Origin of the sequence: Paracoccus sp. S-4012 (genome assembly GCF_009674885.1) — a bacterium.
Lineage (GTDB): Bacteria > Pseudomonadota > Alphaproteobacteria > Rhodobacterales > Rhodobacteraceae > Paracoccus.
In genome coordinates, this window is record NZ_WKKA01000006.1 from 1 (window position 1) to 22,238 (window position 22,238).

Sequence of the window (22,238 nt, forward strand, 5' to 3'; positions counted from 1 at the left end):
ACGCTGCCAGACTGGTGGTCGCCCAGGCGAGCGCAATTTGCGTCGGGTCGATTTGTCAGAACGACGCTTGTGGGTATTCATCGCAACCTCCTGGTTCAGGCCGTTGCGACGACCGGTTGAATCCGCCCAATACCTGTCGATCCGCTATACGGATCGTCTCGCCGAGGCCGGGATCGAGCCGTCGGTCGGCAGCGTCGGCGACCGCTACGACAACGCTTTGGCCGAGACGATCAACGGCCTGTTCAGAGCCGAGGTGATCCACCGACGTGGACCCTGGCGCAGCGTCGAGGCCGTCGAACACGCCACCCTCGAATGGGTCGACTGGTTCAACCACCGCCGTCTTCTCGAGCCGATCGGGAGCATCCCGCCCGCCCAAGCCGAAGCGAACTTCTACGCCGCCATGGATACCCCGGTCATGGCCGCGTCGCTAAGACCAACCGGCCTCCGGGAAACCCGGTGCGGTTCAATCACGAGGTGGACACCTCCGCTTACTGCCCCAATCGCCGAGCTGGCGCTGCAAGCAGCCGCCGACGGTCCGTTTGGCTGGTGACGGGTCGGCCTGGTTGCAGAAGTGCTGGTCTTTCTTGATGGACTGCCGTCAGACGGACGCGGCTCGGCCGTTGAGCCAGCGCCAGCGGGTCATGTTGTAGGCCATGTTCGCCAGCGTGATCGCCGCCTCGGCGCGCGCGATACCGATGGTCCGGATTGTCAGCCGCATGCGCGCCTTCTGTCTAAGACGTGCTCCACCTTCGAGCGCAGCGCCGACCTCGCGGCGGTGGCTCGGCTGGTCCGTGTCGCCATCGCACGGCCGCGCCGCTTCTTGCGATGGATCCGGCTCATCATCCTGTGGTCCGTCAGCCAGACCTCCTTCTCGGCCGAGCGGTAGGCACTGTCTGCCCACACGTCTCTGGACGCCTTGGCACGCCGGATTAGCCCCTCGCAGACGGGCGCCGTCGCGACCTGGCGGCGGACGATCTCGTGCCTCCGGTCGATGGAGATGTGCGACTTGTAGCCGTAGCCGGGGATCGCGAGGTCGACCGGCTTCGTGCCGTCTGCGCGGGCGGTCGCATGGAATACTTGACGGTGCAGCGGCCATCGAGAGCCTTCTGCCGTGCCCTGGCAGGCTTCTCGGGCCAGATCTCGGCGGCGCTCCGGCCCGCGTTGATCTGCGCCTTCTCCGCCTCGGTGTTGCGCTGCCGCGGAGCGGCAATCAGCGTAGCGTCGAGGATCTGGCCGCCGCGCCGCAGATGCAGTGGCTGGTTCGGTAGCGGGGCTCGTCATCGTCGATAACTGAGAACAGGTCATCTTCTGCATTTGTATCTACGCGGTGGTGAAGGGTGAGCGGGAAGCATTGATATCCGCCCATCGCCGGGGCGACATTAAAGATCCGGGATAGAGTTCAGAAGAAGGGCCGAGAAGCCTTTGTCGCCGCCACGACCTGGAACGCAGATCAGCCAGTTAGGCACTCGCGTGTCCGGGAACAAACGCGGGATTTGGCCCATTCGTTCGTTTAGTTGGCGACCAAGGTAAAGCCATTGTCGAAAGAATGGACGGCAGGTCGCCAGAACCAAAGGTGCCATCGCTGAAGCGGAATTTCTTACTGCTCGCGGAATTGCGTCGCATTCCTTCGGACCATGATATCTCATGTGGCGCGTTCTGCCGAAAGTCTTCGGGATAAACGTCAACGGCTGCCTGCCAAGCCCCAGGGGCAGCCCGCCACCGGCCGGGCCAGAAGCGGCGCCTCCAAGGGGCCGCGACGGGCAGGCCCGCCTGCGGGGACACCCAGGAACGCTCGGCGGGAGCCCGGCCGGGTCCCGCGATGCGTCCGTCACGATGACGCCGAGGAACAGCGCCATTCCCGCCAGCGAAGACAGCGCGCCGAGGATCACGACGCTGATGAAGGCGCCGTTGCTGGTGAGGAGATAGGCGACCAGGCCGCCGGTCATCAGCGGAAATCCATCGCCGCGCAGCCGACCTGCGTCCAGCCAAGGCGGTAGTCCTCGCGCCGGATGCCGCGGTGATACAGGCCATCGAGGGTCATCGTCACCCAGCCGAGCAGGTTGAGGTGGGCATGGACGGGCACGCTCGAGAACTCGCCCTCAAGGCCCAGGTAGAGGCCGACGGTCACGCCGCTTAGCGCTGCGAGGCCTGAAGTAACGAAGCAGAAGCTCGCGATAGCCATTTGACAACTCCCAGGGTGTTGAAGTGGTGGATGAGCGCCATGCTCGTTGTCGTGCGTGCGCCGCGGGCCGGGTGAGCGCCACTGCGCTCCAGCACGTAGCCGTCGGCTGCGGGGTTCTGTCCTTGCCGTCATGTCCGTCTCCGCTCGCGCGCGACCCGCCCCCGGAGTGCTTTTCCGTCCCCGCCGGTGGCGCGGGCGTGGTAGAAAGCGTGGTAGAGTCGACAATCAGCGTGGTTTCTGGCCGGAGTGCTTGGCCGATGTCTCCGTCGCTGCGCCTCGAGGTCCTCGGCGGGCTGCGCGTCCTGCGCGGCGGGGAGCCGGCCGTGCTGCCGCCCTCCAAGAAGACCCGCGCGCTGCTGGCCTACTTGGCGCTCACGGGCCGCCCGCACCGGCGCGAGCGGCTGTGCGAGATGTTCTGGGACCTGCCCGACGATCCCCGCGGCTCGCTCCGCTGGGCGCTCAGCAAGCTGCGCCCGCTGGTCGGCGGCGAGCGCAGCCGCATCGAGGCCGACCGCGAGCGCGTGGCCCTGCCCCTTGCGGCAGAGGAGGCCGACCTGCTGGAGATCCGCCGCCTGCTGCGCCCCGGCGCCCCCGAGCCGCAGGTGGAGCGGCTGAAGGAAGTCGCCGCCACGCTGGCGCAGCCGCTGCTGGACGGGCTGGACCTGCCACAGCTCGAGATCTGGCAGGCCTGGCTGACCGCCGAGCGCGAGGAGGTCTTCCGCCTGCGCCTGGCGGTGCTCGAGCGGATCACCACCCGCTCGGAGACGGGGGACCTGGAGGCGCTGCGCTGGCTGCGTGACCGTCTCGCCGCCGACCCGCTGTCGCCCCAGGCGGTCGGGCTGCTCGCCCGCGCGCTGACGCGGCTTGGACGCACGGGCGAGGCCGAGGCGGTGGTCCGCGACTTCCGCGAGACTGCCCGCGCCGCCGGCCTGCCCGAGGCGCCCCAACTGCTCTCGGCCCCGGCGCAGCGCGCCGCCGATGCCGTGACCGCGCGCGGTCTGCTGCGCCACCAGACCATCGGCTTCTGCGAGGCGCCCGACGGCGTGCGGATCGCCTATGCCTGCGTCGGCGACGGCCCGCCACTGGTGAAGGCCGCCAACTGGCTCAACCACCTCGAGCTCGACTGGCAAAGCCTGATCTGGGGCCGCACCTTCCAGCGGCTGGCCAGGGGGCGGACCTTCATCCGCTACGACGAGCGCGGCAACGGCCTCTCGGACTGGGAGGTGGACGAGATCGGCTTCGAAGCCTTCGTCCGCGACCTCGAGACCGTCGCCGACGCGCTGGACCTGGAGCGATTCCCGCTGCTCGGCATGTCGCAGGGCTGCGCCGTGTCCATTGCCTACGCCGTGCGCCACCCCGAGCGCGTCTCGGCCCTGATCCTGATCGGTGGCTACGCCGCGGGCTGGCGGATCGGCGCCTCCCCAGAGGAGCGCGAGCGGCGGCAAGCGGTGATGACGCTGACGCGCCTCGGCTGGGGCACCAACAACTCGGCCTATCGCCACATCTTCAGCCAGACCTTCATGCCCGACGGCACCCCCGAGGAACTGGCCTGGTTCGACGAGTTTCAACGTCAGACCACCTCGCCCGAGAACGCCGTCCGCTACCAGGACGCCTTCGGCGACATCGACGTGCGCCATCTGCTGCCCGAGGTCCGCGCGCCCACGCTGGTCCTGCACGCGCGCGGCGACGAGCGCATAACGCTCGCGCAGGGTCGGGAAGTCGCGATCGGCATCCCCGGCGCGCGCTTCGTGCCGCTCGACAGCCGCAGCCACATCATCCTCGGCCACGAGCCTGCCTGGGCCGTCTGCATGGCGGAGGTGGAGCGGTTCCTGGTGGAACAGGGGCTGTGAGGCCGAACCGCACCGGGTTTCCGGGAGCCGTTTTGTCTTAGCGACGCGGCCATGACCGGGGTTTCCATGGCGGCGTAGAGGTTCGCTTCGGCTTGGGCGGGCGGGATGCTCCCGATCGGTTTGAGAAGACGGCGGTGGTTGAACCAGTCGACCCATTCGAGGGTGGCGTATTCGACGGCCTCAAGGCTGCGCGAGGGTCCACGTCGGTGGATCACCTCGGCTTTGAACAGGCCGTTGATCGTCTCGGCCAAAGCGTTGTCGTAGCGGTCGCCGACGCTGCCGACCGACGGCTCGATCCCTGCCTCGGCCAGACGTTCCGTGCCGCGGACCGACAGGTATTTGGGAACCGCGGTCACGGTGATGGCCAGCCCCATCCCCTTGGCGGGGCGGCGCTCGTGGACCGCCTGCTCCAGGGCATCGAGAACGAAGCCGGCCTGCGCGGTCGAGCTGACCCGCCAGCCGACGATGCGTCGGGCATAGGCATCGATGGCGAAGGCGACATGGACGAAGCCCTTCCAGGTGGGGACACAGGTGAAGTCGCGGACCCAAAGCAGGTTCGCGCCGGCACCCTGAACTGGCGGTTCACCTTGTCGAGCGGACGAGGCGCCGATCTGTCGGGGATCGTCGTCCGGTGCGGCTTGTCCTGATACCTCGAATGCCCATGCTCTTCATCAGCCTCGCAACCGTGCAACGGGCAATGTCGAAGCTCTCGCGGCCGAGCTGTCGCCAGACCTTGCGAACGCCGTAGACGCGCCAGTTTTCCTCGAACACGCGACGGATTTCGGGGCGCAAGGCCGCGTCCCGGCGCGCCGGGTGCGACAGCCGCGCCGGATCAGCCCGCTTCGCCAGGTGATCGTAACAGGTGGACAAAGCGATCGGCAGCAGCCTGCAGATCGGCTCGACCCCGTGTGTCCCTCGATGCCCGTCGATGAACGACACCATCACGCAGGCGGCGGTCGAGCGCCGCCATAGCAAAATATGCTGACGCCTTGCGCAGGATCTCGTTGGCCTAGCGGAGGTCCCGGTTCTCGCGCTCGAGCGCCTTCAGCCGCTCCGCCATCTCCGTCGGAATCCCGGTCCGATGGCCGCTGTCGATCTCGGCCTTCTTCACCCATTCGTTCAGCGTCTGGGCCGCGCAGCCGATCTTCGCAGAGATCGACACGATGGCCGCCCAGCGAGAGCGGTGCTGGCCTTGGTAGTCAGCACCATCCGCACCGCACGCTCACGCATCTCGGCGCAATACTTGTTCGTCGTCTTGCTCATGGGGCTTCATCCTACTCAGGAGTTGAAGCCTCGGGGACACCCGGTGCGGTTCACATCGGGGTCTCCTGTGGTCCGTGGTTGAAGCGTCGAAACTCCACCTCGACCATACACCTCGATGGCCACCTCGGGTTACACCGGCAGAGCCAGCGAAATTACACCACCTGCGCGGACGCTAACCCAATCCAAGGCCTGGAACCGCGGCGCGTATCTCGTGGAGGGCCTGAGACATTGCGGTGCCTGTCATACGCCTCGCAACCGTCTCGGGGGGCTCGACGGCGCCGCCAAGTTTTCGGGCGCGGAACTCGCCGCTGGCTGGTACGGTCCTGCGATGGACGAGCAGACGCCCGGTCGTTCCTTGGACAGAGGACGCGATGGTCAACTATCTGCTCGACGGCTGGGATCGGGATCACGGCACCGCCGACGGGCCCATGACCTCGGTCGTGAACAATCTCTACACCCACTTGTCTGAAAGCGACGCCTACGCAATGGCCGAGTACGTCCTGTCCTTCCAACCTCAGCGAGACGGGCAGGCGGATCGAGAGAGCATCCGGGCCGAGGCAGAGGAACGTAACCTCTCAGGAGCCTTGCTCACAGAAGAAGAAACCGCTCGGACCGCGGATGAGCCCGTTCTGAGCCTTGGGCAGGAGGTCTTTGCTCGCGCCTGCGCCAACTGCCACCGTGCAGGGACAGACACTGTTCCGCTGGCGCTGACGACCGCCGTCAACGTCCCACATGCCGGAAACATGCTGGGTGTGACCCGCTGTGGCATCAGGCCGCCTCTCGGCGCATCGTCGCGGTCCATGCCGCCGAACCTTGCACTTACGCGAGAGGAGCTTGCAGCACTGGCCAGCTTCGTGCGCTGGCAGTTCACGGACAAGCCCGCTTGGGACAACATCGAGGATGACCTCGACGAGGTGCTTGCCGGTGCCTACAACGCGCCGACTGGACTAGGAGAGGCGACCCCCACGGCTGCCTCGCCTTGAGAACGTGATGTCAGCCGCTCAGGCCGAACCGATAGACGTCCACGGGTACTCTGCCGTCCAACCCGGCGTCGCCTGCGCCTCGCGCATCGGTGCCCGCGGCTTCGGCACCCTCCGGCTGGCCGCCCTGGGCAGTATCGTCCGCGGCAGCATCCTCCACCGCGGCAGGCTGATCGGCACTCGGGGCAGCAGAGCCATCCTCTCCGGCGAGGCCTTCGGCATCGGTCGCAACTACCTCAGCATCATGGGCTCCAGCGTCTATCCCTGCCGCGTACTCGCCCTTGTCCTCCCACCCGGCGGCCATCGCAGCGTCGCGTGCGCGAGTGAACCGGTCGGCGCCCGCGCTGCTGTATTCCATGAGCGTGAGATCGCCCGAGGTATCGGCGTCAAGCCGCTGGAACTCGGTCTCGACCCCGGCAGCCTCGCGGCCTTGGCCCTCACCCATCCACTCCTCCGGTGTCAACGCGCCATCACCGTCCGCATCGAGCAGCCGGAAGAATACCACGGCCCTTGCCGCAAAGCCGTCACGGCCGAGAGATCGTATGTCCGTCTGGGACTCGTCTGCTGTGAGGAATATGAACGCACGCGCGCCCACTCCAACTGAATGTCTTCCTCGTTTCCTGTGGCGTCGAAGGCGCTCATGGCAGCATCCATGAACTCTTGGCGGCCAAGGGATCCGTTGACGAGACCCTCAAGTTCCACCTGCACACCCGAGCCGTCGAGTTCGCCGCTGCCAGTGCGCGAAACATTGCGAGGAGCCATTTCGGTGGAGCGATCCTGGTCCGCACGCAGCGAACTCTTCGGCACTCACAGCGCCGCTTGCGTCCGTATCGAGGCCACCGAATTCCTGTTCCCAAAGCGCCTCCGCCTCAGCGATCCCAAGGATGCCGTCTCCATCCGCATCGGCGAGCACGAAACCTGCCCGGCAGAAGTCGGGAGCCTCCTGGGCGATGACGGGGGCGGCAAGACTCGAGACGGCGATCGCCGCGATCAGCATTCACTGAAGAGCGTTTCTGGGGGTTTCTCTCCGGAGGCTGCGTCGAGGCCGACGTCGCACGTCATGCACGCGCAGCTTTCGCGACAGGCGAGCCATGCCGATTGACATACGGTCATGGCAGCCCGTTTTTTGATATCCGATTGCCCTGCTGAGGCCGCATCGATCTCCTCGTTGAAGTCATCCGTCCGCACGACCCAGACATCCTCACGCTCGTTGGGAGCGCGGAAGTCCGTCGTCCTTTGCGCTACCTCAGCGATGGCCGCCGCCGGCAAGTGGCCCAGCCAGTAGAGGCGGCAGGGGAAGATTGGATAGTGCGCCGCTTGTACGAGCCGCCGCAGAGGCTTGCGGTGGTGGGGAGCGATCCTTTCGCGCTGGCGATTGCCGCGGCGGGGCTCCAGCAGGGTTGGCAGGTTACGCTCATCCGTCCCAACGGTCCTTCGGTGCCTCCACCATTGGCAGTGGCATACAGCACCGCGGCTCCGGATGTCGCCTTGTCCAAACTCGCGCCTGACCCCTGGACGGCCGTTGCGGTGGCGAGCCATGACTCTGAGCTTGACCACAAGGCGCTGTACGCAGCTCTGACCTCTTCAGCGGGATATGTAGGAGTCCTGGGCTCGCGCCGGCGGCTTGAGGAACGTAGAGAACGGCTTCTCTCCGCCGGCTTGGCTCCGGGGCTGTTCGCTCGGCTGCGCGCGCCCATAGGCCTGCCAATTGCCGCCCGTTCGCCTCGGGAAATCGCGGTGGCGGTAATCGCTGAGATCCTCGACCATCGGCCAAGTTCCGTCGCCTGCTTCGAGCCGATCAGGGCCGTGGCAGCCTCTGTCTGGGAGCCGGCACCGGCATGCGACTGATCGCGGTGTGCTTGCGGGATTGGATGTGGCGAGGGACGGCTATGTTGATCATTCGACATGTGGGGTGACCAAGCGCTCAAGAGCGGCGTCACGGGCAACGACATGCGTCGCGCGGGAGTTGACGGCTCTGATCGCCCGGCGCGGGCCAAGCCAGGCCTGATCGTCAGCGATCATGGAGCCGAGTTCACTCGAACGCCATGCTGGGGAGCCGCCGGCCCACCGACCCGCCACGCCGCAACCCCGCGAATTCCGGCTTCTTCCGGAACGAATGGCGGCGTGCGGCCATTGTGGGAGGGAGGGGTCGGCCGGACCGGGCCCGGCCATGAGCAGCGCGAAAGGGGAAGTTCCGTGACCGGCACGTCCGACGACGCCACGACCCAGAACCCGGCAACGCCCCATTATCCCGGCCCCGCAGGCGGCTATGGCTCGCTCGAGGGCATCAGCAAGGTTCTCGCGGGCCATCCGCCGTCGCCCGCCGCGATCGACACGCTGCGGCGCCAGAACAAGCCCGGCGGGCATATGTGCACCTCCTGCGCCTGGGCCAAGCCGAAGCATCCGCATCTGGCGGAGTTCTGCGAGAACGGCGCCAAGGCCACGATCTGGGACCTCGACCGCGCCAGTTGCGGCCCGGAGTTCCTCGAGCGCCATCCGGTGACGGAACTCTGGGGCTGGACCAGCCACGACCTTGAGGCGAAGGGCCGGCTGACGCATCCGATGCGCTTCGATCATGCCAGCGGCTGCTACCGCGAGACGAGCTGGGAGGAGGCCTTCAGCGGCATCGGCAAGGCGCTCCGGCGGCTGCGGGCGCAGGATCCGAGGTCGGTGGTCTTCTACGCCTCGGGACGCGCGGCGCTCGAGACCTCGTTCATGTGGCAGCTTCTGGCGCGCCTCTACGGCAACAACAACCTGCCCGACTCCTCCAACATGTGCCACGAGACGACCAGCGTCGCGCTCGAGAAATACATCGGCTCGCCGGTCGGCACCTGCGTCCTCGACGATTTCGAGCATTGCGACCTGATGCTGTTCATGGGTCAGAACACCGGCACCGCGAGCCCGCGCTTCCTGCACCAGATACAGACGGCGGTGGAGCGTGGCTGCCGGGTCATCACCTTCAACCCGATCCGGGAGCCCGGCCTCCTCGGCTTTCGCAACCCGCAGCGGCCGAGACAGATGCTGGGTGGGCCGGTCACGAAGATCTCCGACCCCTATCTGCAGATCCGTCCGGGCGGCGATCTCGCGGCGCTCATGGGCGTCATCAAGCGGGTGTTCGAGATGGAGGAGGCCGAGGGCAACATCCTCGACCGCGACTTCATCGACGCCCATACGACCGGCTTCGCCGCGCTGCGCCAGCGGGTGGACGCGACCCCGTGGCAGGAGATCGAGGCGGAGTCGGGGCTGACCCGCGCGCATCTGACCGAGGTGGGGACGGTCTATGCCCGCTCGAAGGCGGCGATAGCGATGTATGGCATGGGGCTGACCCAGCATGTGCATGGCGGCGAGACGCTGGGGATGCTGGTCAACCTGATGCTGCTGCGCGGCAACATCGGCAGGCAAGGCGCCGGCATCTCGCCGGTGCGTGGGCATTCCAACGTGCAGGGGCAGCGCACGGTCGGCATCGCCGACGACCCGAGCCTCGTGCCGATGGACAAGCTGGCCGACCTCTTCGGCTTCGATCCGCCGCGCGAGAAGGGCCGCACCACCGTCGAGGTGGCCGAGGGGATCATCGACGGGTCCGTGCGCGGCTTCCTGCAACTCGGCGGCAACTTCGCCTGCTCGATCCCCGACACCGGCCGGGCCGAGCCGCACTGGGCCGACCTCGAACTGGTGGTGAATGTGGCGACCAAGCTCAACCGCTCGCATCTGCTGCCGGGCAAGGAGACGTGGCTGCTGCCCTGCCTGGTGCGATCCGAGGAGGACATGCAGGCCAGCGGCCCGCAGACGGTGTCGATCGAGGACTCGCTCTCCCACATCCACGCCTCGCTGGGGAAGGTGACGCCCCATGCCGAGACGCTGCTTTCCGAGCCCGCCCTCGTCGCCGGGATTGCCAAGGCGGCGCTCGACCCGAATCCGCGGGTGAAGTGGGACGAATGGGTCGGCGACTATGCCAGGGTGCGGGCGCTGATCGAGGCGGTCTGGCCCGAGGAGTTCGAGGGTTACGAGAGCCGGATGCGCGAGCCGGGCGGCTTTCACAAGGGCAACAAGGCCCGCCAGCGCATCTGGAAGACCGAGAGCGGCAGGGCCGAGTTCACCGCCCCCGAAGTGCTGAGCGGGCTCGGCCGGCCGCTGGAGGATGGCGAGTTCACGCTCGTCACCCTGCGCTCGAACGACCAGTTCAACACGACCATTTACGGCTATGACGATCGCATGCGAGGCTTGGCCCGAAACCGCATGATCGTGCTGATGAACCCGGACGAGATCGCACGAGCGGGGCTGGAGGAGGGGCAGCATGTCCGCATGGTGTGCGCCGAGGAGGATGGCCACCGGCGCGAGCTGGGCGGGCTGATGGTCACGCCTTACGACCTGCCCGATCGCTGCGTCGCGGCCTACTACCCGGAGATCAATCCGCTGATCCCGGTGGGCCTGCACGACCGGATGTCGAAGACCCCGGCCTACAAGGGAACCCCGGTCCGGCTGGTGCCGGACGCGGCCAGCGGAGGGAGCGGACGTGCCTGACACCCCGATCGCCTATTGCGGCGCGGCCCCGCTTCCGGGCGAGCTGATGACGGTCTGGAACCTCGACCCGGTGCTGCTGGCCGGGCTGGGGGTCCTCGCCTGGGCCTGCCATGCCCGTGCGACCCGCCCCGGCGCCGCCTGGGCGGGCTTCGCGCTGGCGGTGCTGGTCTTCGTCTCGCCGCTCTGCAACCTGACCTCGGCGCTGTTCTCGGCCCGCGTGCTGCACCACGTCCTGCTGACGGCCGCCATCGCACCCCTGCTGGTCCGCGGCTTCGGCCTCGAGCGTTTCGCCATCGGCGGCGGCCTTGCGGCGGCGGGGGTCCATGCGGTGCTGATGTGGCTCTGGCACATGCCCGGCGCCTATGCTTGGGGGCTCGGCAGCGTGCCGGGCTACTGGCTGATGCAGGCGACGCTGCTGCTCAGCGCGCTGTGGCTCTGGTCGGTGATCCTCGGCCGCGCCGGCGGAGCGGCGCTTGGCGCGGCGGCGGCGAGCTTCATCCAGATGGGGATGCTGGGCGCGGTGATCGTCTTCGCCTCCGTCCCCCTCTACGGCGCGCATCTGCTTACCACCGCACCCTGGGGCCTCACCGCGCTTGAGGACCAGCAGCTTGCCGGCCTGCTGATGTGGGTGCCGGCGGCGGGGCCCTACATGGCGGCGATCCTCTGGCAGGTGATGGTGCTTCTGCGCGAGGACGAGCCGGCGGCCGGCCACGCATGACGGCCGAGACCTGGGTCTGGCTGCTCAAGTTCGTGCATGTGTCGGCGATCGCCATGTGGGTAGGTGGGCTGTTGTCGATGCCCTACCTCATCTGGCAACGCCACGGGCTGCTGGAGAGCGTGGGGGCGCACGCCGTCCACCGGCTGCACCGGGCGGTGCGGATGGTCCATGTCGGCATGACCTCGCCCGCGGCAGTCATCGCCATCGGCACGGGCGTGCCGCTGATCTTCCTGCGCGAGACCTATGACCCCTGGTTCATGGCCAAGCTGCTCTTCGTGGGCGTGCTGGTCCTCGCCCACAACATCGCCAGCCGGACCGAGCGTCGCGTCTTCGCCGACGACCCGGTGCGCGCCGATCCTGACGAGGGCGGCGGCGAGACGGGCGTGCGGCTCAGCGGAGCGCGGGCGCTGGCCCTCGGCGTGATGATCGCCATCGGCTCCAGCGGGGTTCTCGTCACGGTTCTCGGCAAGCCCGACTGGAACCTTCGCGCGCTGGCGCCGGAGCTGCTTCAGCCCGGCGCGCTTGGCCCCATCCTCGCCCGCCTCATCCCCTGGACATATTGATCCCGATGCCCTCCTCGAAGATCAGCTTGCCGCCGTGGTATCCCGCAACGCCCGCGAGGACGGTGCAGATCAGCGACAGCGCGAGGGCGTCGGGCACCACCGGCAGGCCGACGAGGCGCAGACCCCAGCTGGCGGCAAGCGCGGCGAGGAAGGTCATGCCCGCCGAGGCATGGGTCCAGCTGGCGGCGCGGGCGCGGATGCCGGGGACCAGCAGTACCTCGACGATGCCGACGAGGCTGGCGAGCGCGCCGCTGAGGAAGGCCCCGCCCGCGGCCCAGGTCCCGGCCCGGGCGAAGAAGGGATCGCCGGTGATCCACACGAGCAGGTCGCAGCCCAGCACGGCGATGGCGAGCGCGATGGGGAAATGCACCAGCATCGCATGGACCGGATGGCCGATCACCGCGACGGCGGATTCGGTGCTCTTGGCCTCGATCTCGGCCACGACCGGGCTGGTCGGGTGCTCCTCGCCGCCGTTCTCGTCGCCGGAGACGGTCGAATGATCGGATCGTTGCGCCATGTTGCCCTCGCTTCCCTGCGCCGCAGCCTGATCTCGGGGGCAACACTTGTCACGCTCGCCGGTTGCGAGGCGCTGCCGCTTCCATCGCTGCATCCGATGGGCGCGGTCGCCGCGGACATCTCGGCCATCACCTGGACGCTGATCGGGCTTTTCGGCGCTATCTGGATCGCGATGGTCGTCCTGTTCCTCGTGGTGGCGCTGCGGCCCGGCCCGCTCGCACGGCCGCGGACCAGCACCTGGGCGATCTGGGGCGGCGTCGTGCTGCCCCTGGGCGTGTCGATCCCGCTCTTCGTCTGGGGCGCGGTGGTGGCGCACCGGGTCTGGCCCGAGGGTGGCCCGGACGTGACCCGGATCGAGGTGCTGGCCTATCAGTGGGGCTGGGAGTTCACCTATCCCGATTTCCCCGGCGCGGTCAGCGAGGATGTCCTCTACCTGCCCGCGCGGACCGATGTTGAACTGTCGATGCGCTCGCGCGACGTGATCCATTCGGTCTGGATTCCGCGCCTCGCGGGCAAGCTGGACGCGTTGCCGGGCTATGTCGGCACGCTGACGCTCCGCGCCGACGCGCCGGCGGTGATCGAGGGGCAATGCGCCGAGTTCTGCGGCCTCGGCCATACCGAGATGCGCTTCATCGTCGACATCCGCACGCCCGAGGACCACGCGAGCGCCGTGCAGGGGCTGATCGACGGCACCACGCCCGCCACCATCGCCGAGGTCTCGGACGAGACCCTGATCGCGGCGCAGGGCGCGGCCATCGCCGCCACCCGCGCCCCCGCCGCCATCGAGGGGCTTGCCCGATGACCGACATCCCGGCCACTGCCACCGGCCCCCCCGACGAGGCGCAGGACGACGCCGCCGCCGTCACCCTGCCGCGGCCGGTGGCGCCCGATGACGGGATGGCGCCGATCGCCCGCCACAAGGCGCTGCACGCGATCTGGAATCCCGGCCGGGGGCTCTACGGCTTCACGACCACGATCAACCACTCAGTTCTCGGCGTCCGCTTCATGGTCACGGCGGGGATCTTCTTCGCCATCGGCGGGATCCTGTCGATGCTGATCCGGGCGCAGCTGGCGACGCCCGACAGCGGGTTCCTCACCGCGGATACCTACAACCAGATCTTCACCATGCACGGCACGGTGATGATGTTCCTCTTCGCCATCCCCATGCTGGAGGGCTTCGGCCTCTACATCCTGCCGAAGATGCTGGGCACGCGCGACATCGCCTTCCCGCGGCTCGGGGCTTACGGCTACTGGTGCTACCTGTTCGGCGGCTCGATCCTGGTCGTGTCGATGCTGTTCGGCGCGGCCCCGGATGCGGGCTGGTTCATGTACACGCCGCTGTCGTCGGACGTCTACACGCCGGGGATCAGCGCCGATGTCTGGCTGCTCGGCGTCACCTTCGTCGAGATCTCCGGCCTGACCATGGCGGTCGAGCTGGTGGTCTCGATCCTCCTGATGCGGGCGCCGGGGATGAGCCTCGGGCGGATGCCGATCCTCGCCTGGTACTACCTCGTGACCTCGGCGATGATGGTCGTCGGCTTCCCGCCGCTGATCGCCGGCTCGCTGATGCTGGAGGCCGAGCGCGCCTTCGGCTTCGCCTTCTTTGATCCGCTGAGGGGCGGCAGCCCGCTGCTCTGGCAGCACCTGTTCTGGCTCTTCGGCCACCCGGAGGTCTACATCATCTTCCTGCCCGGCGCGGGCATCCTCTCGACCATGATCCCGACGCTCTGCGGGGTGCCGCTGCGGGGCTACCGGATCGTGGTCGCCGCGATCGTCGGCATGGGCATCATCAGCTTCCTCATCTGGGCGCACCACATGTTCACCGTGGGCCTGCCGCTCATGGGGCTGCACTTCTTCTCGGTCAGCTCGGTGCTGGTCGCGGTGCCGACGGCGGTGCAGATCTTCGCTTGGCTGGCCACCATGGCGAAGGGGCGGACGCGGCGGACGATGCCGATGCTCTATGTCTTCGGCTTCGTGGTGATCTTCGTGAATGGCGGCCTCACCGGCGTCATGGTCGCCATCGCGCCCTTCAACTGGCAGGTCCACGACACGCATTTCATCACTGCGCACATGCATTACGTGCTGATCGGTGGCTTCCTGTTCCCGCTGCTCGGCGCGCTCTACTACTGGATGCCGCATGTGACCGGACGGCTGAACCTGCAGAGCGTCGGCATCCCCGCCTTCTGGCTGATCTTCGCGGGCTTCAACGGCACCTTCCTGCTGATGCACCTGACCGGGCTGCTGGGGATGCGGCGGCGGGTGCATGGCTATGAATGGGCCGACGGCTGGCACTGGCTGAACCTGCTCTCGTCGGTCAGCGGCTTCGTGCTGGCGATGGGACTGGCGCTGGTGCTGGCCGACATCATCCTGCACCGCAAGCTGGGGCAGCAGTTCCGCCGCAATCCATGGGAGGCGCAGACGCTGGAATGGGCGATCCCGACCCCGCCCGCCAGCTACGCCTTCGCCGCGATCCCGGCGATCAACAGCCGCGCCGACAAGCTCGATCCCGACCGCCTCGGCCGCGAGCTTGCCGGGGGCGAGGGGTATCTCGCGATCCCGCGCGGCTGGCAGGAGACGATGGTCGTGGACATGCGGACCGGCCGGCCGGACCATATCGTGATCCTGCCGCGGAACACGGTGCTGCCGCTGCTGACCGGCCTGGCGACCGCGGCGGCGATCCTGGGGATGCTGTTCAAGGTCTACGCCGCCGCGATCGGTTTCGCCGGGCTGGTGGTGGTGCTGTTCCTGATCTCGGCCGCGCGCTCGGGGCAGAAGGAGGACCACGGCCTGATCGACGCCGGGCAGGGCCTGAAGCTGCCCGTCCATACCGAGGTCGCGCGCCCGCTGCCGGTGAGGGCCACGCAGATCACGCTCTTCGCCGATGGCGCGCTCTTTGCGTCGCTGCTGTTCGGCGTGGCCTATCTGCGCTTCGCCTCGCCCGGCTGGCCGCCGCCCGAGGCGGCCCGGATGCGCGGCGAGACGGGCGAGATGCTGATCCTGCTCGCCGCCGGGGCGGTCGTGACGCTCGCGACCTGCGTCCTGCGCCGCTGGTGGGTGGCGCGGAACGCCGAAGGCGGTGGCTGGGGCGTGGTGCCATGGCTCACCGGCGCCGTCGAGCTGGCGGCGGGGGCGGCGCTGGTGTTGCTGCTCTGGTCCGGCTGGCTGCCCGATCCGCGCGCCCACGCGCTGGGGGCCACGATGGGCGCGCTGGTGGCCTATGCAATCCTGCATGTCGGGGTGGGCTTCCTGATGACGGTCGCGACGCTGATCCGCCGGATGCTGGGCCGGGTGGGGATGCGCCGCCGCTACGAGCTGGAACTGGCGCGGATCTGGACCGACTACACCGCCGCGACGACGGCGGTCGCGCTGGGGGTGGCGGCGGCGCTGGTGCTGACCCTCTGAGGGCCGCCGGGCTTCCCGCGCGGCCGCGACGACGGAGGGCTACTGCCCGCTGCTCGGCTCGGCGATCACCGGCGCCATGCCTTCGAGGATGCCGCGGTCGAGATGGCAGCAAATGGCGTGGCCATTCTCGAAGCGTTGCATCGGCGGCAGGACGGTCTCGCAGAGGGTCCCCGGCACCTGCGCCTTGCGGTGGCAGCGGGTGTGGAAGGGGCAGCCGGGCGGCGGGTGCGTGGCCGAGGGGATGTCACCCTCCAGCACGATGCGGCGCTGACCGGCGCCGGGATCGGGGAGCGGGACGGCGGAGAGGAGCGCCTCGGTATAGGGATGGAAGGGCGGCGAAAAGACGGCCTCGGCAGGGCCGATCTCGACGATGTGGCCGAGATACATGACCATGACCCGGTCCGCGAGGTGGCGCACGAGGGCGAGGTCGTGGCTGATGAAGATCAGCGTCGTGCCCGTCTCGCGCTGCATGTCGGTCAGCAGTTTCGTGACCGCCGCCTGCACCGAGACGTCGAGGGCGCTGACCGGCTCGTCCGCGACCACGATGCGGGCGCCCGAGGCGAAGGCGCGGGCGATGCCGACGCGCTGCTTCTGGCCGCCCGAGAGCTGGCGCGGCAGGCGGGCCGCGAAGGCGCGCGGCAGCTGCACGAGGTCGAGGAGGTCGAGGGTCCGCGCGCGGCGGTCGGCGTCGGAGGCGCCCTGGCGGAAGACCTCGAGGGCGCGGGTGATCTGGCGGCCGACGCTGATCGCGGGGTTCAGCGTGTCGGCCGGGTTCTGGAAGATCATCTGCAGGTCGGCGACCACGGCGCGGGGGCGGGCTTCGACGGGGAGGTGCTGGACCTCGTGCCCGTCGAGCAGGATGCGGCCGGAGGTGGCGGTCTCGAGGCCGACCAGCAGCTTGGCGAGGGTGGACTTGCCGCAGCCGGATTCGCCGACGATGGCGAGTGTTTCGCCTTGCCGGACGGTGAAAGTGAGGGACTCGTTGGCCTTGACGATGGCGCCGGCGCGGGGGCCGAAAAGGCCGGAGCCGGTCTCGTAGTATTTCCGCAGGTCCTCGATCCGCAGGATTGTTTCACCGGACGGGGCGTGCGGCTGGATTTCGCCCGCGGGCGGCCGGGCGGACCAGTCGATCTCGTCCCAGCGGATGCAGCGGCTCGCATGGGGCGGGGCCACGGGCAGCATCGGGATCTTCTGCGCGTCGCAGCGGCGGGGGACGACATGCGGGCAGCGGGGGCCGAAGTTGCAGCCGGGCGGGCGCTCCTGCGGCAAGGGCGCGTTGCCGGGGATGGGAACGAGGGCCTCCGTGGCGCGGCGGGCGGCGAGACGGGGGATCGCGCGGAAGAGGCCCTGCGTGTAGGGGTGGCGCATGGCGGTGAAGACCTCGGCCACCGTGCCGGTCTCGACCGCCTCGCCCGCATACATCACGCAGAGGCGGTCGCAGGTGTCGCGGATCAGGCCGAGATTGTGGCTGATGAACAGCATCGCGGTGCCGTGTTTCCGCCTCAGCTCGCGCAGCAGGTCCACGATCCCGGCCTCCACGGTGACGTCGAGGGCGGTGGTCGGCTCGTCGAGGATCAGCAGCGAAGGGTTTGACATCAGGGCCATCGCGATAACGATGCGCTGCTGCTGGCCGCCCGAGAGCTCGTGCGGGTAGGCGCGCAGGATGCGGTCGGGATCGGGCAGGTGGACATCCGCCAGCATCGCGCGGGCGCGGGCGAGGGCTTCGCGGCGGGAGGTGCCTTCGTGGGTCATCGGAACCTCGGCCAGCTGCGCGCCGACGCGCATGGCGGGGTTCAGGGAAGCCATCGGCTCCTGGTAGACCATGGCGATCTCGCGGCCGCGGATGGCGCGGAGGTCGCGGGGCGAGAGGGCGGCGAGGTCGCGCGCGTCGAAGCGGACGCGGCCTGCGGTGACGCGACCCGCGGGGCCGAGATCCTGCATGATGCCGAGCGCGACAGTGGACTTGCCGCAGCCTGATTCGCCCACGAGACCCATGGCTTCGCCGGGCATGATGGTGAGCGAGAAGTCCGTCACGGCCGGGATGGTCAGGCCGCGCGTCTGGAAGCTGATGGACAGGTTCTCGATCTCGAGGAGCGGCATCGGTCAGTCCCTCAGGCTTTCCTCGCGCAATCCGTCGGCCAGCAGGTTCAGGCCGAGGACCAGCGACATCAGCGCGAGCGCGGGCGCAAGGGCGGCATGCGGGTAGGCCGTCAGCAGTCGCCGGCCCTGGTTGATGGTCGAGCCCCAGTCGGGGCTCTCGGGCGAGACGCCGAGGCCGAAGAAGCCGAGCGCGCCGAGCAGGATGGTGATGTAGCCGATGCGCAGGCAGAAATCGACGATCAGCGGGCCGCGGGCGTTCGGCAGGATCTCCCAGAGCATGATGTAGGCGGGTGTCTCGCCCCGCGTGCGGGCGGCGGCGACGTAGTCGCGGCTGGCGAGGTCGAGGGTGAGGCCGCGGGTGATGCGGAAGACGACCGGGGCGCTGACGAAGACGACGGCGATGAAGATGTTGAGCAGGTTCGGAGGCATCCGCCAGAGGCCCAGCGGGTCGGCGTCGAGGACGAGGCCGGACCATGCCCAGACGCCGAGCGCGAGGGTGAGGGCGAGCAGCGCGCGGCGGCGGGTGCGATTGGCGACGTGGCGGGTGCGGATGAGCTGCGCGGCGAAGGCGAGGGGGATGGCGAAGAGGATCGCGGACATGGCGCGGGGGATCGGGGTCTGCCGGATCTCGGGCGTCACCAGCAGGAAGAAGAGCAGGATGCCCGGAAAGGCGATCACGAGGTTCGCCGCGAAGGTCAGCCCGGCGTCGATCCGGCCGCGGTAATAGCCGGCGGGAAGGCCGAGCGAGATGCCGGTCATGTAGGCCACGAGCGCCGCCGCGGGGGCGATCGCCAGCACCGCGCGCGCGCCGGCGATCATGCGCGAGAACACGTCGCGGGCGAGGGCGTCGCCGCCGAGGAGGTAGTGGGGATAGCCGCCGCCCTGCGGGTCCGGCAGCGGCGTGCCGGGGACGGCGTTGCGCATCCCGGAGAGTTGCGCGAGCGGGTCGTGGGTGACGATCAGCGGCGCGAGCAGGGCCGCGAAGGTCCAGAACAGGACGAGGGCGAGGCCGGTCATGCCGGTGCGGGAATCGAGCAGGCGGCCAAGGAAGCCGAGGCGGTGGCGGAAGGCGCGGGCGGCGCCGAAGCTGAGCGCGAGGGCGAGCCAGACGGGCCAGAGGCGGAGCGCGATGCGGAGCAGGATCGCGGCCCAGCCGAGCTCCATCAGCGGACCCGGATGCGGGGGTTGAGCCAGACATAGCCGAGATCGGAGATCAGCTGGGTGGCGAGGACCAGCACAACCGCGACGACCGAGCAGGCGAGCAGCAGGTCGATGTCGTTGTTGCCCGCGGCCTCGACCAGCGTCCAGCCGAAGCCGGGGTAGGAGAACAGGACCTCGGTGATGACGACGCCGTTCAGAAGCCACGGAAATTGCAGCATGATCACGGTGAAGGGCGCGATCAGGGCGTTGCGGAGGGCGTGTCTCAGGACGATGTCGCGGAAGGGCAGGCCCTTGAGGCGCGCGGTGCGGATGTAGGGCTGCGCCATGACCTCGGCCATCGAGGCGCGGGTCATGCGGGCGATGTAGCCCATGCCGGCGAGCGCGATGGTGGCGACGGGGAGGGCGAGGTTCCAGAAGGTTGGCTCGGTGGCGGCGCTGCGGGCGTTGCCGAGGAACAGGGTCGGGCGGTCGATGAGGCCGAGGTCGGTCAGGAGCGGCGAGAGGCCCGCCTGCGTCGAGGCGAGCAGCGCGATCAGCAGGACGCCGGAGACGTATTCGGGGGTCGCGGTGGTGGTGATGGCGACGGTCGAGAGGGCGCGGTCGATGCGCGAGCCCTCGCGCATCCCCGCGAGGATGCCGAGGGTGAGCGCCGCGGGAATCATGACGAGCATGACCCAGAACATGAGGCGGCCGGTGGCGGCGAGGCGGTCGCCGAGGATCGCGGACACCTCGCCCTGGAAGCGGGTGGACCAGCCCCAGTTGCCCTGAAGCACGCCGCAGAAGCGGGGGGCGGGGTCCGTGTTGCAGCGGCCGCCGGTGCCGTCCTCGCCGCGCCATGCGGGGACCACGCCCAGCCACTCGCTGTAGCGGATCAGCATGGGGCGGTCGTAGCCGTTGCGGGCGAGCCAGCTTGCGACCTCGGCGTCGGACATGCGGGTCGAGGCCTGGGTGCGGGCGAGCTTCTCGAGGTTCGGCTGGAGGTTCGTCAGGGCGAAGACGATGACGGTGAGCGCGAGGGCGGCCAGCGCCATCGACGCCAGCCGCCGCAGGAGGAAGCGGGTCACGCGCCCGGCCGGGGCGTCAGGAGGCGAGCCAGTAATGCTGGTAGCGCACCTCGAAGCTCGGGTGGATCTCGGCGCCGCCGACGCCTTCGCGCGCGTGGCGGTAGGTCTTGCGCCAGAAGGGCAGGATCGTGACGGCGTCGTCGCGCATCATCTGTTCGGCCTCGGCCATGATCGCGCGGCGCGCCTCGACATCGGGCGTGCCCATGGCGCGGTCCACGAGGGCGTCGAAGGCAGGGTTGCGCCAGGCGGTCTCGTTCCATTCGGCGGTGGAGTAATAGGCGAGCTTCAGGGTCTGCACGCCGAGCGGGCGCATGTTCCATTCGGTCGCGCTGAACGGTAACTTCAGCCAATCGTTCCAATAGGTTGCGCCGGGCAGGACGCGGCGCTCGACAGGGATGCCGGCGTCGCGGAGTTGCGCCGCGATGGCGTCGCAGGTGGCGGCCTGGTAGTCGCCGTCGAGGGAGACGAGCTCGATGGGGGTGGTCGGGGCGGCGGCCTCGAACATCTCGCGGGCGCGGGCCGGGTCGTGTTCGGGCGGGCCGATATCGGCGTATTCGGGGTGGATCGGGCAGAGATGGTGGTTCTCGCCGACCTCGCCCTGGTTGTCGTAGCCGATCTCGAGGACGCGGGCGTTGTCCACGGCGAGCTGGAGCGCGGCGCGCACGTCGCGGTTGGTGAAGGGCTCCTGCTCCTGGTTGAAGCGGACGGTGAGGGTGTTGGCGGTCAGCGTCTCGGTCCGCGGCCAGCCGAGGGCGTCGAAGAGCGGGATGAAGTCGCCGATGGTGGTGTAGTTGAGGTCGATCTCGCCCGCTTCCGCGGCGGCGAGGGTGGCGGCGGGGTCGGTCCCGAGGTCCACGAACTCGATTGCGTCGAGCCAGGCGCCGTTGCCTTCGTTCCACCACGCATGATCGGGGTTCTTCTCGATCAGCGCGCCCACGCCGGGTTCGTGGCGGACGGGACGGTAGGCGCCGGTGCCGATGGGCAGGGCCACGGGATCGCCGTCGAAGGAGGGATGGACGACGGCGGCCGGGTAGTCGGCGCAGCCGACGATGAGGGTGATGTCGGGGGCGCTGAGGCTGAGGCGCAGCGTGAGATCGTCCACGATCTCGGCGGCATCGCCGCGAAGCTGGCTGGTCGCCTCGTCCATGATGGCGGTGAAGCGCGAGGCCATGGAGTTGCCCTCGACCGAGCCGTCGCACCACCGCTGGAAGTTGTGCAGCACATCTTGGGCGGTGAAGCGGTCGCCGTTGTTCCAGGTGACGCCGGGACGCAGGTGCAGGACGTATTCGGTAGCGTTGTCGTTCACGTCCCAGCCTTCGAGGAGGACCGGCTTGAGGGTGCCGTCGTTCTCGTAGGAAACGAGCCACTCGAGCCAGCCACGGCAGACATTGGCGTGCTCGGACCAGTCCCAGGTGCGGGGGTCCTTCTGGGCCTTGATGTACATCTGCATCCTGAGGGTGCCGCCGGGCTGGGGCGCGCCCTGCGCGCGGGCCGGGGCGGGGAGGCCGAGGAGGCCCCAGGCGGCCGTGGCTGTCACGCCGACGGCGGTGGCGCGGGTCAGGAACTCGCGGCGGGACAGGGTTCCGGCCTGCGCTTCGCGGGCCCACATGCGGGCGGCGGGATGGATGCGGATGGTCACGGTCAGTCCTCCCGAGGCTGATTCTGGGGAAGGTTAGCATTCCTCTTTGCGCGAGCGCGACAGCGAAGGGGGGGCGCTGCCCCCCGTCGCGCGGCGCGCGACTCCCCCCGGGATATTTGGGGCAAGGCAAAGCGGGGCGTTGCAGCCTCCGGCTGGAGTGTTGCGCGGGTGTTGCGCGGTCAAAGACCTGTAAATGCTGGTTTACGGAGGGTTGAGCGCGCGGTGCTGGGGCGAGTCGTTGACCAGGCGCTCTCCTCAGGGTAGAACAACCACATGCTG

The 22,238-nt window shown here is 68.9% G+C and carries 18 protein-coding genes, 2 pseudogenes and 1 other annotated feature; of the genes and pseudogenes, 10 read left to right on the plus strand and 10 right to left on the minus strand.

The genetic code is table 11. The features are described 5' to 3' along the window. Positions 1-550: integrase core domain-containing protein (locus tag GI374_RS19185; protein ID WP_229583030.1), on the plus strand; the 550-nt coding region annotated here is incomplete at its 5' end. Between the two features lie 158 nt (positions 551-708). Here the strand turns inward: GI374_RS19185 and GI374_RS09425 are convergent. The 3 genes from GI374_RS09425 to GI374_RS09435 all read right to left on the minus strand — a co-directional run bounded on the left by GI374_RS09425 (position 709) and on the right by GI374_RS09435 (position 2,182). Next, entirely contained in the window at positions 709-1,314 is a 606-nt protein-coding gene (locus GI374_RS09425) for a hypothetical protein (protein WP_154336835.1), read from the minus strand. A 65-nt stretch (positions 1,315-1,379) separates the two neighbouring features. Next, a complete protein-coding gene (locus GI374_RS09430) occupies positions 1,380-1,946 on the minus strand; it encodes a type ISP restriction/modification enzyme (protein WP_154336836.1) in 567 nt (188 codons plus the stop codon). Beyond that, positions 1,946-2,182, minus strand: coding sequence for a hypothetical protein (locus GI374_RS09435; protein ID WP_154336837.1), 237 nt, complete (start codon positions 2,180-2,182; stop codon positions 1,946-1,948). Before GI374_RS09435 ends, GI374_RS09430 begins: the two co-directional genes overlap by 1 nt. Before the next feature lie 257 nt (positions 2,183-2,439). On the opposite strand from GI374_RS09435, the gene GI374_RS09440 reads away from it, so the two are divergent. Continuing rightward, positions 2,440-4,032, plus strand: coding sequence for an alpha/beta hydrolase (locus tag GI374_RS09440; RefSeq protein ID WP_154336838.1), 1,593 nt, complete (start codon positions 2,440-2,442; stop codon positions 4,030-4,032). 44 nt (positions 4,033-4,076) lie between these two features. On the opposite strand, the pseudogene GI374_RS09445 reads toward GI374_RS09440, so the two are convergent. Then, positions 4,077-5,295: pseudogene (locus tag GI374_RS09445) on the minus strand (IS3 family transposase); the annotation flags it as partial. Further along, positions 4,900-5,015, minus strand: a sequence feature (AL1L pseudoknot). (Overlaps the previous pseudogene by 116 nt.) A 371-nt stretch (positions 5,296-5,666) precedes the next feature. Here GI374_RS09445 and GI374_RS09450 point away from each other — a divergent pair. Continuing rightward, positions 5,667-6,278, plus strand: coding sequence for a cytochrome c (locus tag GI374_RS09450; protein WP_154336839.1), 612 nt, complete (start codon positions 5,667-5,669; stop codon positions 6,276-6,278). Positions 6,279-6,288: 10 nt separating this feature from the next. On the opposite strand, the gene GI374_RS09455 is transcribed toward GI374_RS09450, so the two are convergent. Beyond that, positions 6,289-6,870: a hypothetical protein gene (locus GI374_RS09455; RefSeq protein ID WP_154336840.1), complete on the minus strand. Its 582-nt coding sequence runs from the start codon at positions 6,868-6,870 to the stop codon at positions 6,289-6,291. Positions 6,871-7,322: 452 nt separating this feature from the next. Here GI374_RS09455 and GI374_RS19795 point away from each other — a divergent pair. From GI374_RS19795 to GI374_RS09485, 5 genes and pseudogenes are all read left to right on the plus strand, one after another. Further along, positions 7,323-7,424, plus strand: a pseudogene (locus GI374_RS19795) (XdhC family protein); the annotation flags it as partial. A gap of 198 nt (positions 7,425-7,622) precedes the next feature. Continuing rightward, positions 7,623-8,123, plus strand: a complete 501-nt coding sequence (locus GI374_RS19800) for an XdhC family protein (RefSeq protein WP_370515273.1) — start codon at positions 7,623-7,625, stop codon at positions 8,121-8,123. Positions 8,124-8,471: 348 nt separating this feature from the next. Next, the gene (locus tag GI374_RS09475; protein WP_370515253.1) at positions 8,472-10,796 is read left to right on the plus strand and encodes an FdhF/YdeP family oxidoreductase; all 2,325 of its coding nucleotides are present in this window, start codon (positions 8,472-8,474) and stop codon (positions 10,794-10,796) included. Beyond that, a complete protein-coding gene (locus tag GI374_RS09480) occupies positions 10,789-11,514 on the plus strand; it encodes a cytochrome c oxidase assembly protein (protein ID WP_370515254.1) in 726 nt (241 codons plus the stop codon). The genes GI374_RS09475 and GI374_RS09480 overlap by 8 nt, the downstream gene beginning before the upstream one ends. Further along, positions 11,511-12,077, plus strand: coding sequence for a CopD family protein (locus GI374_RS09485; RefSeq protein ID WP_154336843.1), 567 nt, complete (start codon positions 11,511-11,513; stop codon positions 12,075-12,077). The genes GI374_RS09480 and GI374_RS09485 overlap by 4 nt, the downstream gene beginning before the upstream one ends. Here the strand turns inward: GI374_RS09485 and GI374_RS09490 are convergent. Then, positions 12,058-12,594 carry a DUF2231 domain-containing protein gene (locus GI374_RS09490; protein WP_154336844.1) on the minus strand — a complete coding sequence of 179 codons (537 nt, stop codon included), beginning with the start codon at positions 12,592-12,594 and terminating at the stop codon, positions 12,058-12,060. The genes GI374_RS09485 and GI374_RS09490 overlap by 20 nt on opposite strands. On the opposite strand from GI374_RS09490, the gene GI374_RS09495 reads away from it, so the two are divergent. Beyond that, a complete protein-coding gene (locus GI374_RS09495) occupies positions 12,574-13,395 on the plus strand; it encodes a cytochrome c oxidase subunit II (RefSeq protein WP_154336845.1) in 822 nt (273 codons plus the stop codon). The two genes, GI374_RS09490 and GI374_RS09495, sit on opposite strands and share 21 nt — an antisense overlap. Beyond that, positions 13,392-15,995, plus strand: coding sequence for a cbb3-type cytochrome c oxidase subunit I (locus GI374_RS09500; RefSeq protein WP_229583036.1), 2,604 nt, complete (start codon positions 13,392-13,394; stop codon positions 15,993-15,995). The genes GI374_RS09495 and GI374_RS09500 overlap by 4 nt, the downstream gene beginning before the upstream one ends. A 39-nt stretch (positions 15,996-16,034) precedes the next feature. On the opposite strand, the gene GI374_RS09505 is transcribed toward GI374_RS09500, so the two are convergent. The 4 genes from GI374_RS09505 to GI374_RS09520 are packed head-to-tail and all read right to left on the minus strand — an operon-like array spanning position 16,035 to position 21,929. Further along, the gene (locus GI374_RS09505) at positions 16,035-18,095 is read right to left on the minus strand and encodes an ABC transporter ATP-binding protein (RefSeq protein ID WP_154336846.1); all 2,061 of its coding nucleotides are present in this window, start codon (positions 18,093-18,095) and stop codon (positions 16,035-16,037) included. Between the two features lie 3 nt (positions 18,096-18,098). Next, positions 18,099-19,262: an ABC transporter permease gene (locus GI374_RS09510; RefSeq protein ID WP_195759898.1), complete on the minus strand. Its 1,164-nt coding sequence runs from the start codon at positions 19,260-19,262 to the stop codon at positions 18,099-18,101. Next, positions 19,259-20,320, minus strand: a complete 1,062-nt coding sequence (locus tag GI374_RS09515) for an ABC transporter permease (RefSeq protein WP_370515255.1) — start codon at positions 20,318-20,320, stop codon at positions 19,259-19,261. Before GI374_RS09515 ends, GI374_RS09510 begins: the two co-directional genes overlap by 4 nt. 16 nt (positions 20,321-20,336) lie before the next feature. Continuing rightward, the gene (locus GI374_RS09520) at positions 20,337-21,929 is read right to left on the minus strand and encodes an ABC transporter substrate-binding protein (protein ID WP_154337037.1); all 1,593 of its coding nucleotides are present in this window, start codon (positions 21,927-21,929) and stop codon (positions 20,337-20,339) included. Positions 21,930-22,238 lie beyond the last annotated feature (309 nt).

What these genes read in the sequence shown, in the direction of transcription:
- GI374_RS09520 (WP_154337037.1), bottom strand. Translation starts at nt 21,929, where the DNA reads ATGTGGGCCCGCGAAGCGCAGGCCGGAACCCTGTCCCGCCGCGAGTTC.
- GI374_RS09450 (WP_154336839.1), top strand. Translation starts at nt 5,667, where the DNA reads ATGGTCAACTATCTGCTCGACGGCTGGGATCGGGATCACGGCACCGCC.
- GI374_RS09495 (WP_154336845.1), top strand. Translation starts at nt 12,574, where the DNA reads ATGATCGGATCGTTGCGCCATGTTGCCCTCGCTTCCCTGCGCCGCAGC.
- GI374_RS09430 (WP_154336836.1), bottom strand. Translation starts at nt 1,946, where the DNA reads ATGACCGGCGGCCTGGTCGCCTATCTCCTCACCAGCAACGGCGCCTTC.
- GI374_RS09485 (WP_154336843.1), top strand. Translation starts at nt 11,511, where the DNA reads ATGACGGCCGAGACCTGGGTCTGGCTGCTCAAGTTCGTGCATGTGTCG.
- GI374_RS09440 (WP_154336838.1), top strand. Translation starts at nt 2,440, where the DNA reads ATGTCTCCGTCGCTGCGCCTCGAGGTCCTCGGCGGGCTGCGCGTCCTG.
- GI374_RS09500 (WP_229583036.1), top strand. Translation starts at nt 13,392, where the DNA reads ATGACCGACATCCCGGCCACTGCCACCGGCCCCCCCGACGAGGCGCAG.
- GI374_RS09490 (WP_154336844.1), bottom strand. Translation starts at nt 12,594, where the DNA reads ATGGCGCAACGATCCGATCATTCGACCGTCTCCGGCGACGAGAACGGC.
- GI374_RS09425 (WP_154336835.1), bottom strand. Translation starts at nt 1,314, where the DNA reads ATGCAGAAGATGACCTGTTCTCAGTTATCGACGATGACGAGCCCCGCT.
- GI374_RS09505 (WP_154336846.1), bottom strand. Translation starts at nt 18,095, where the DNA reads ATGCCGCTCCTCGAGATCGAGAACCTGTCCATCAGCTTCCAGACGCGC.
- GI374_RS09435 (WP_154336837.1), bottom strand. Translation starts at nt 2,182, where the DNA reads ATGGCTATCGCGAGCTTCTGCTTCGTTACTTCAGGCCTCGCAGCGCTA.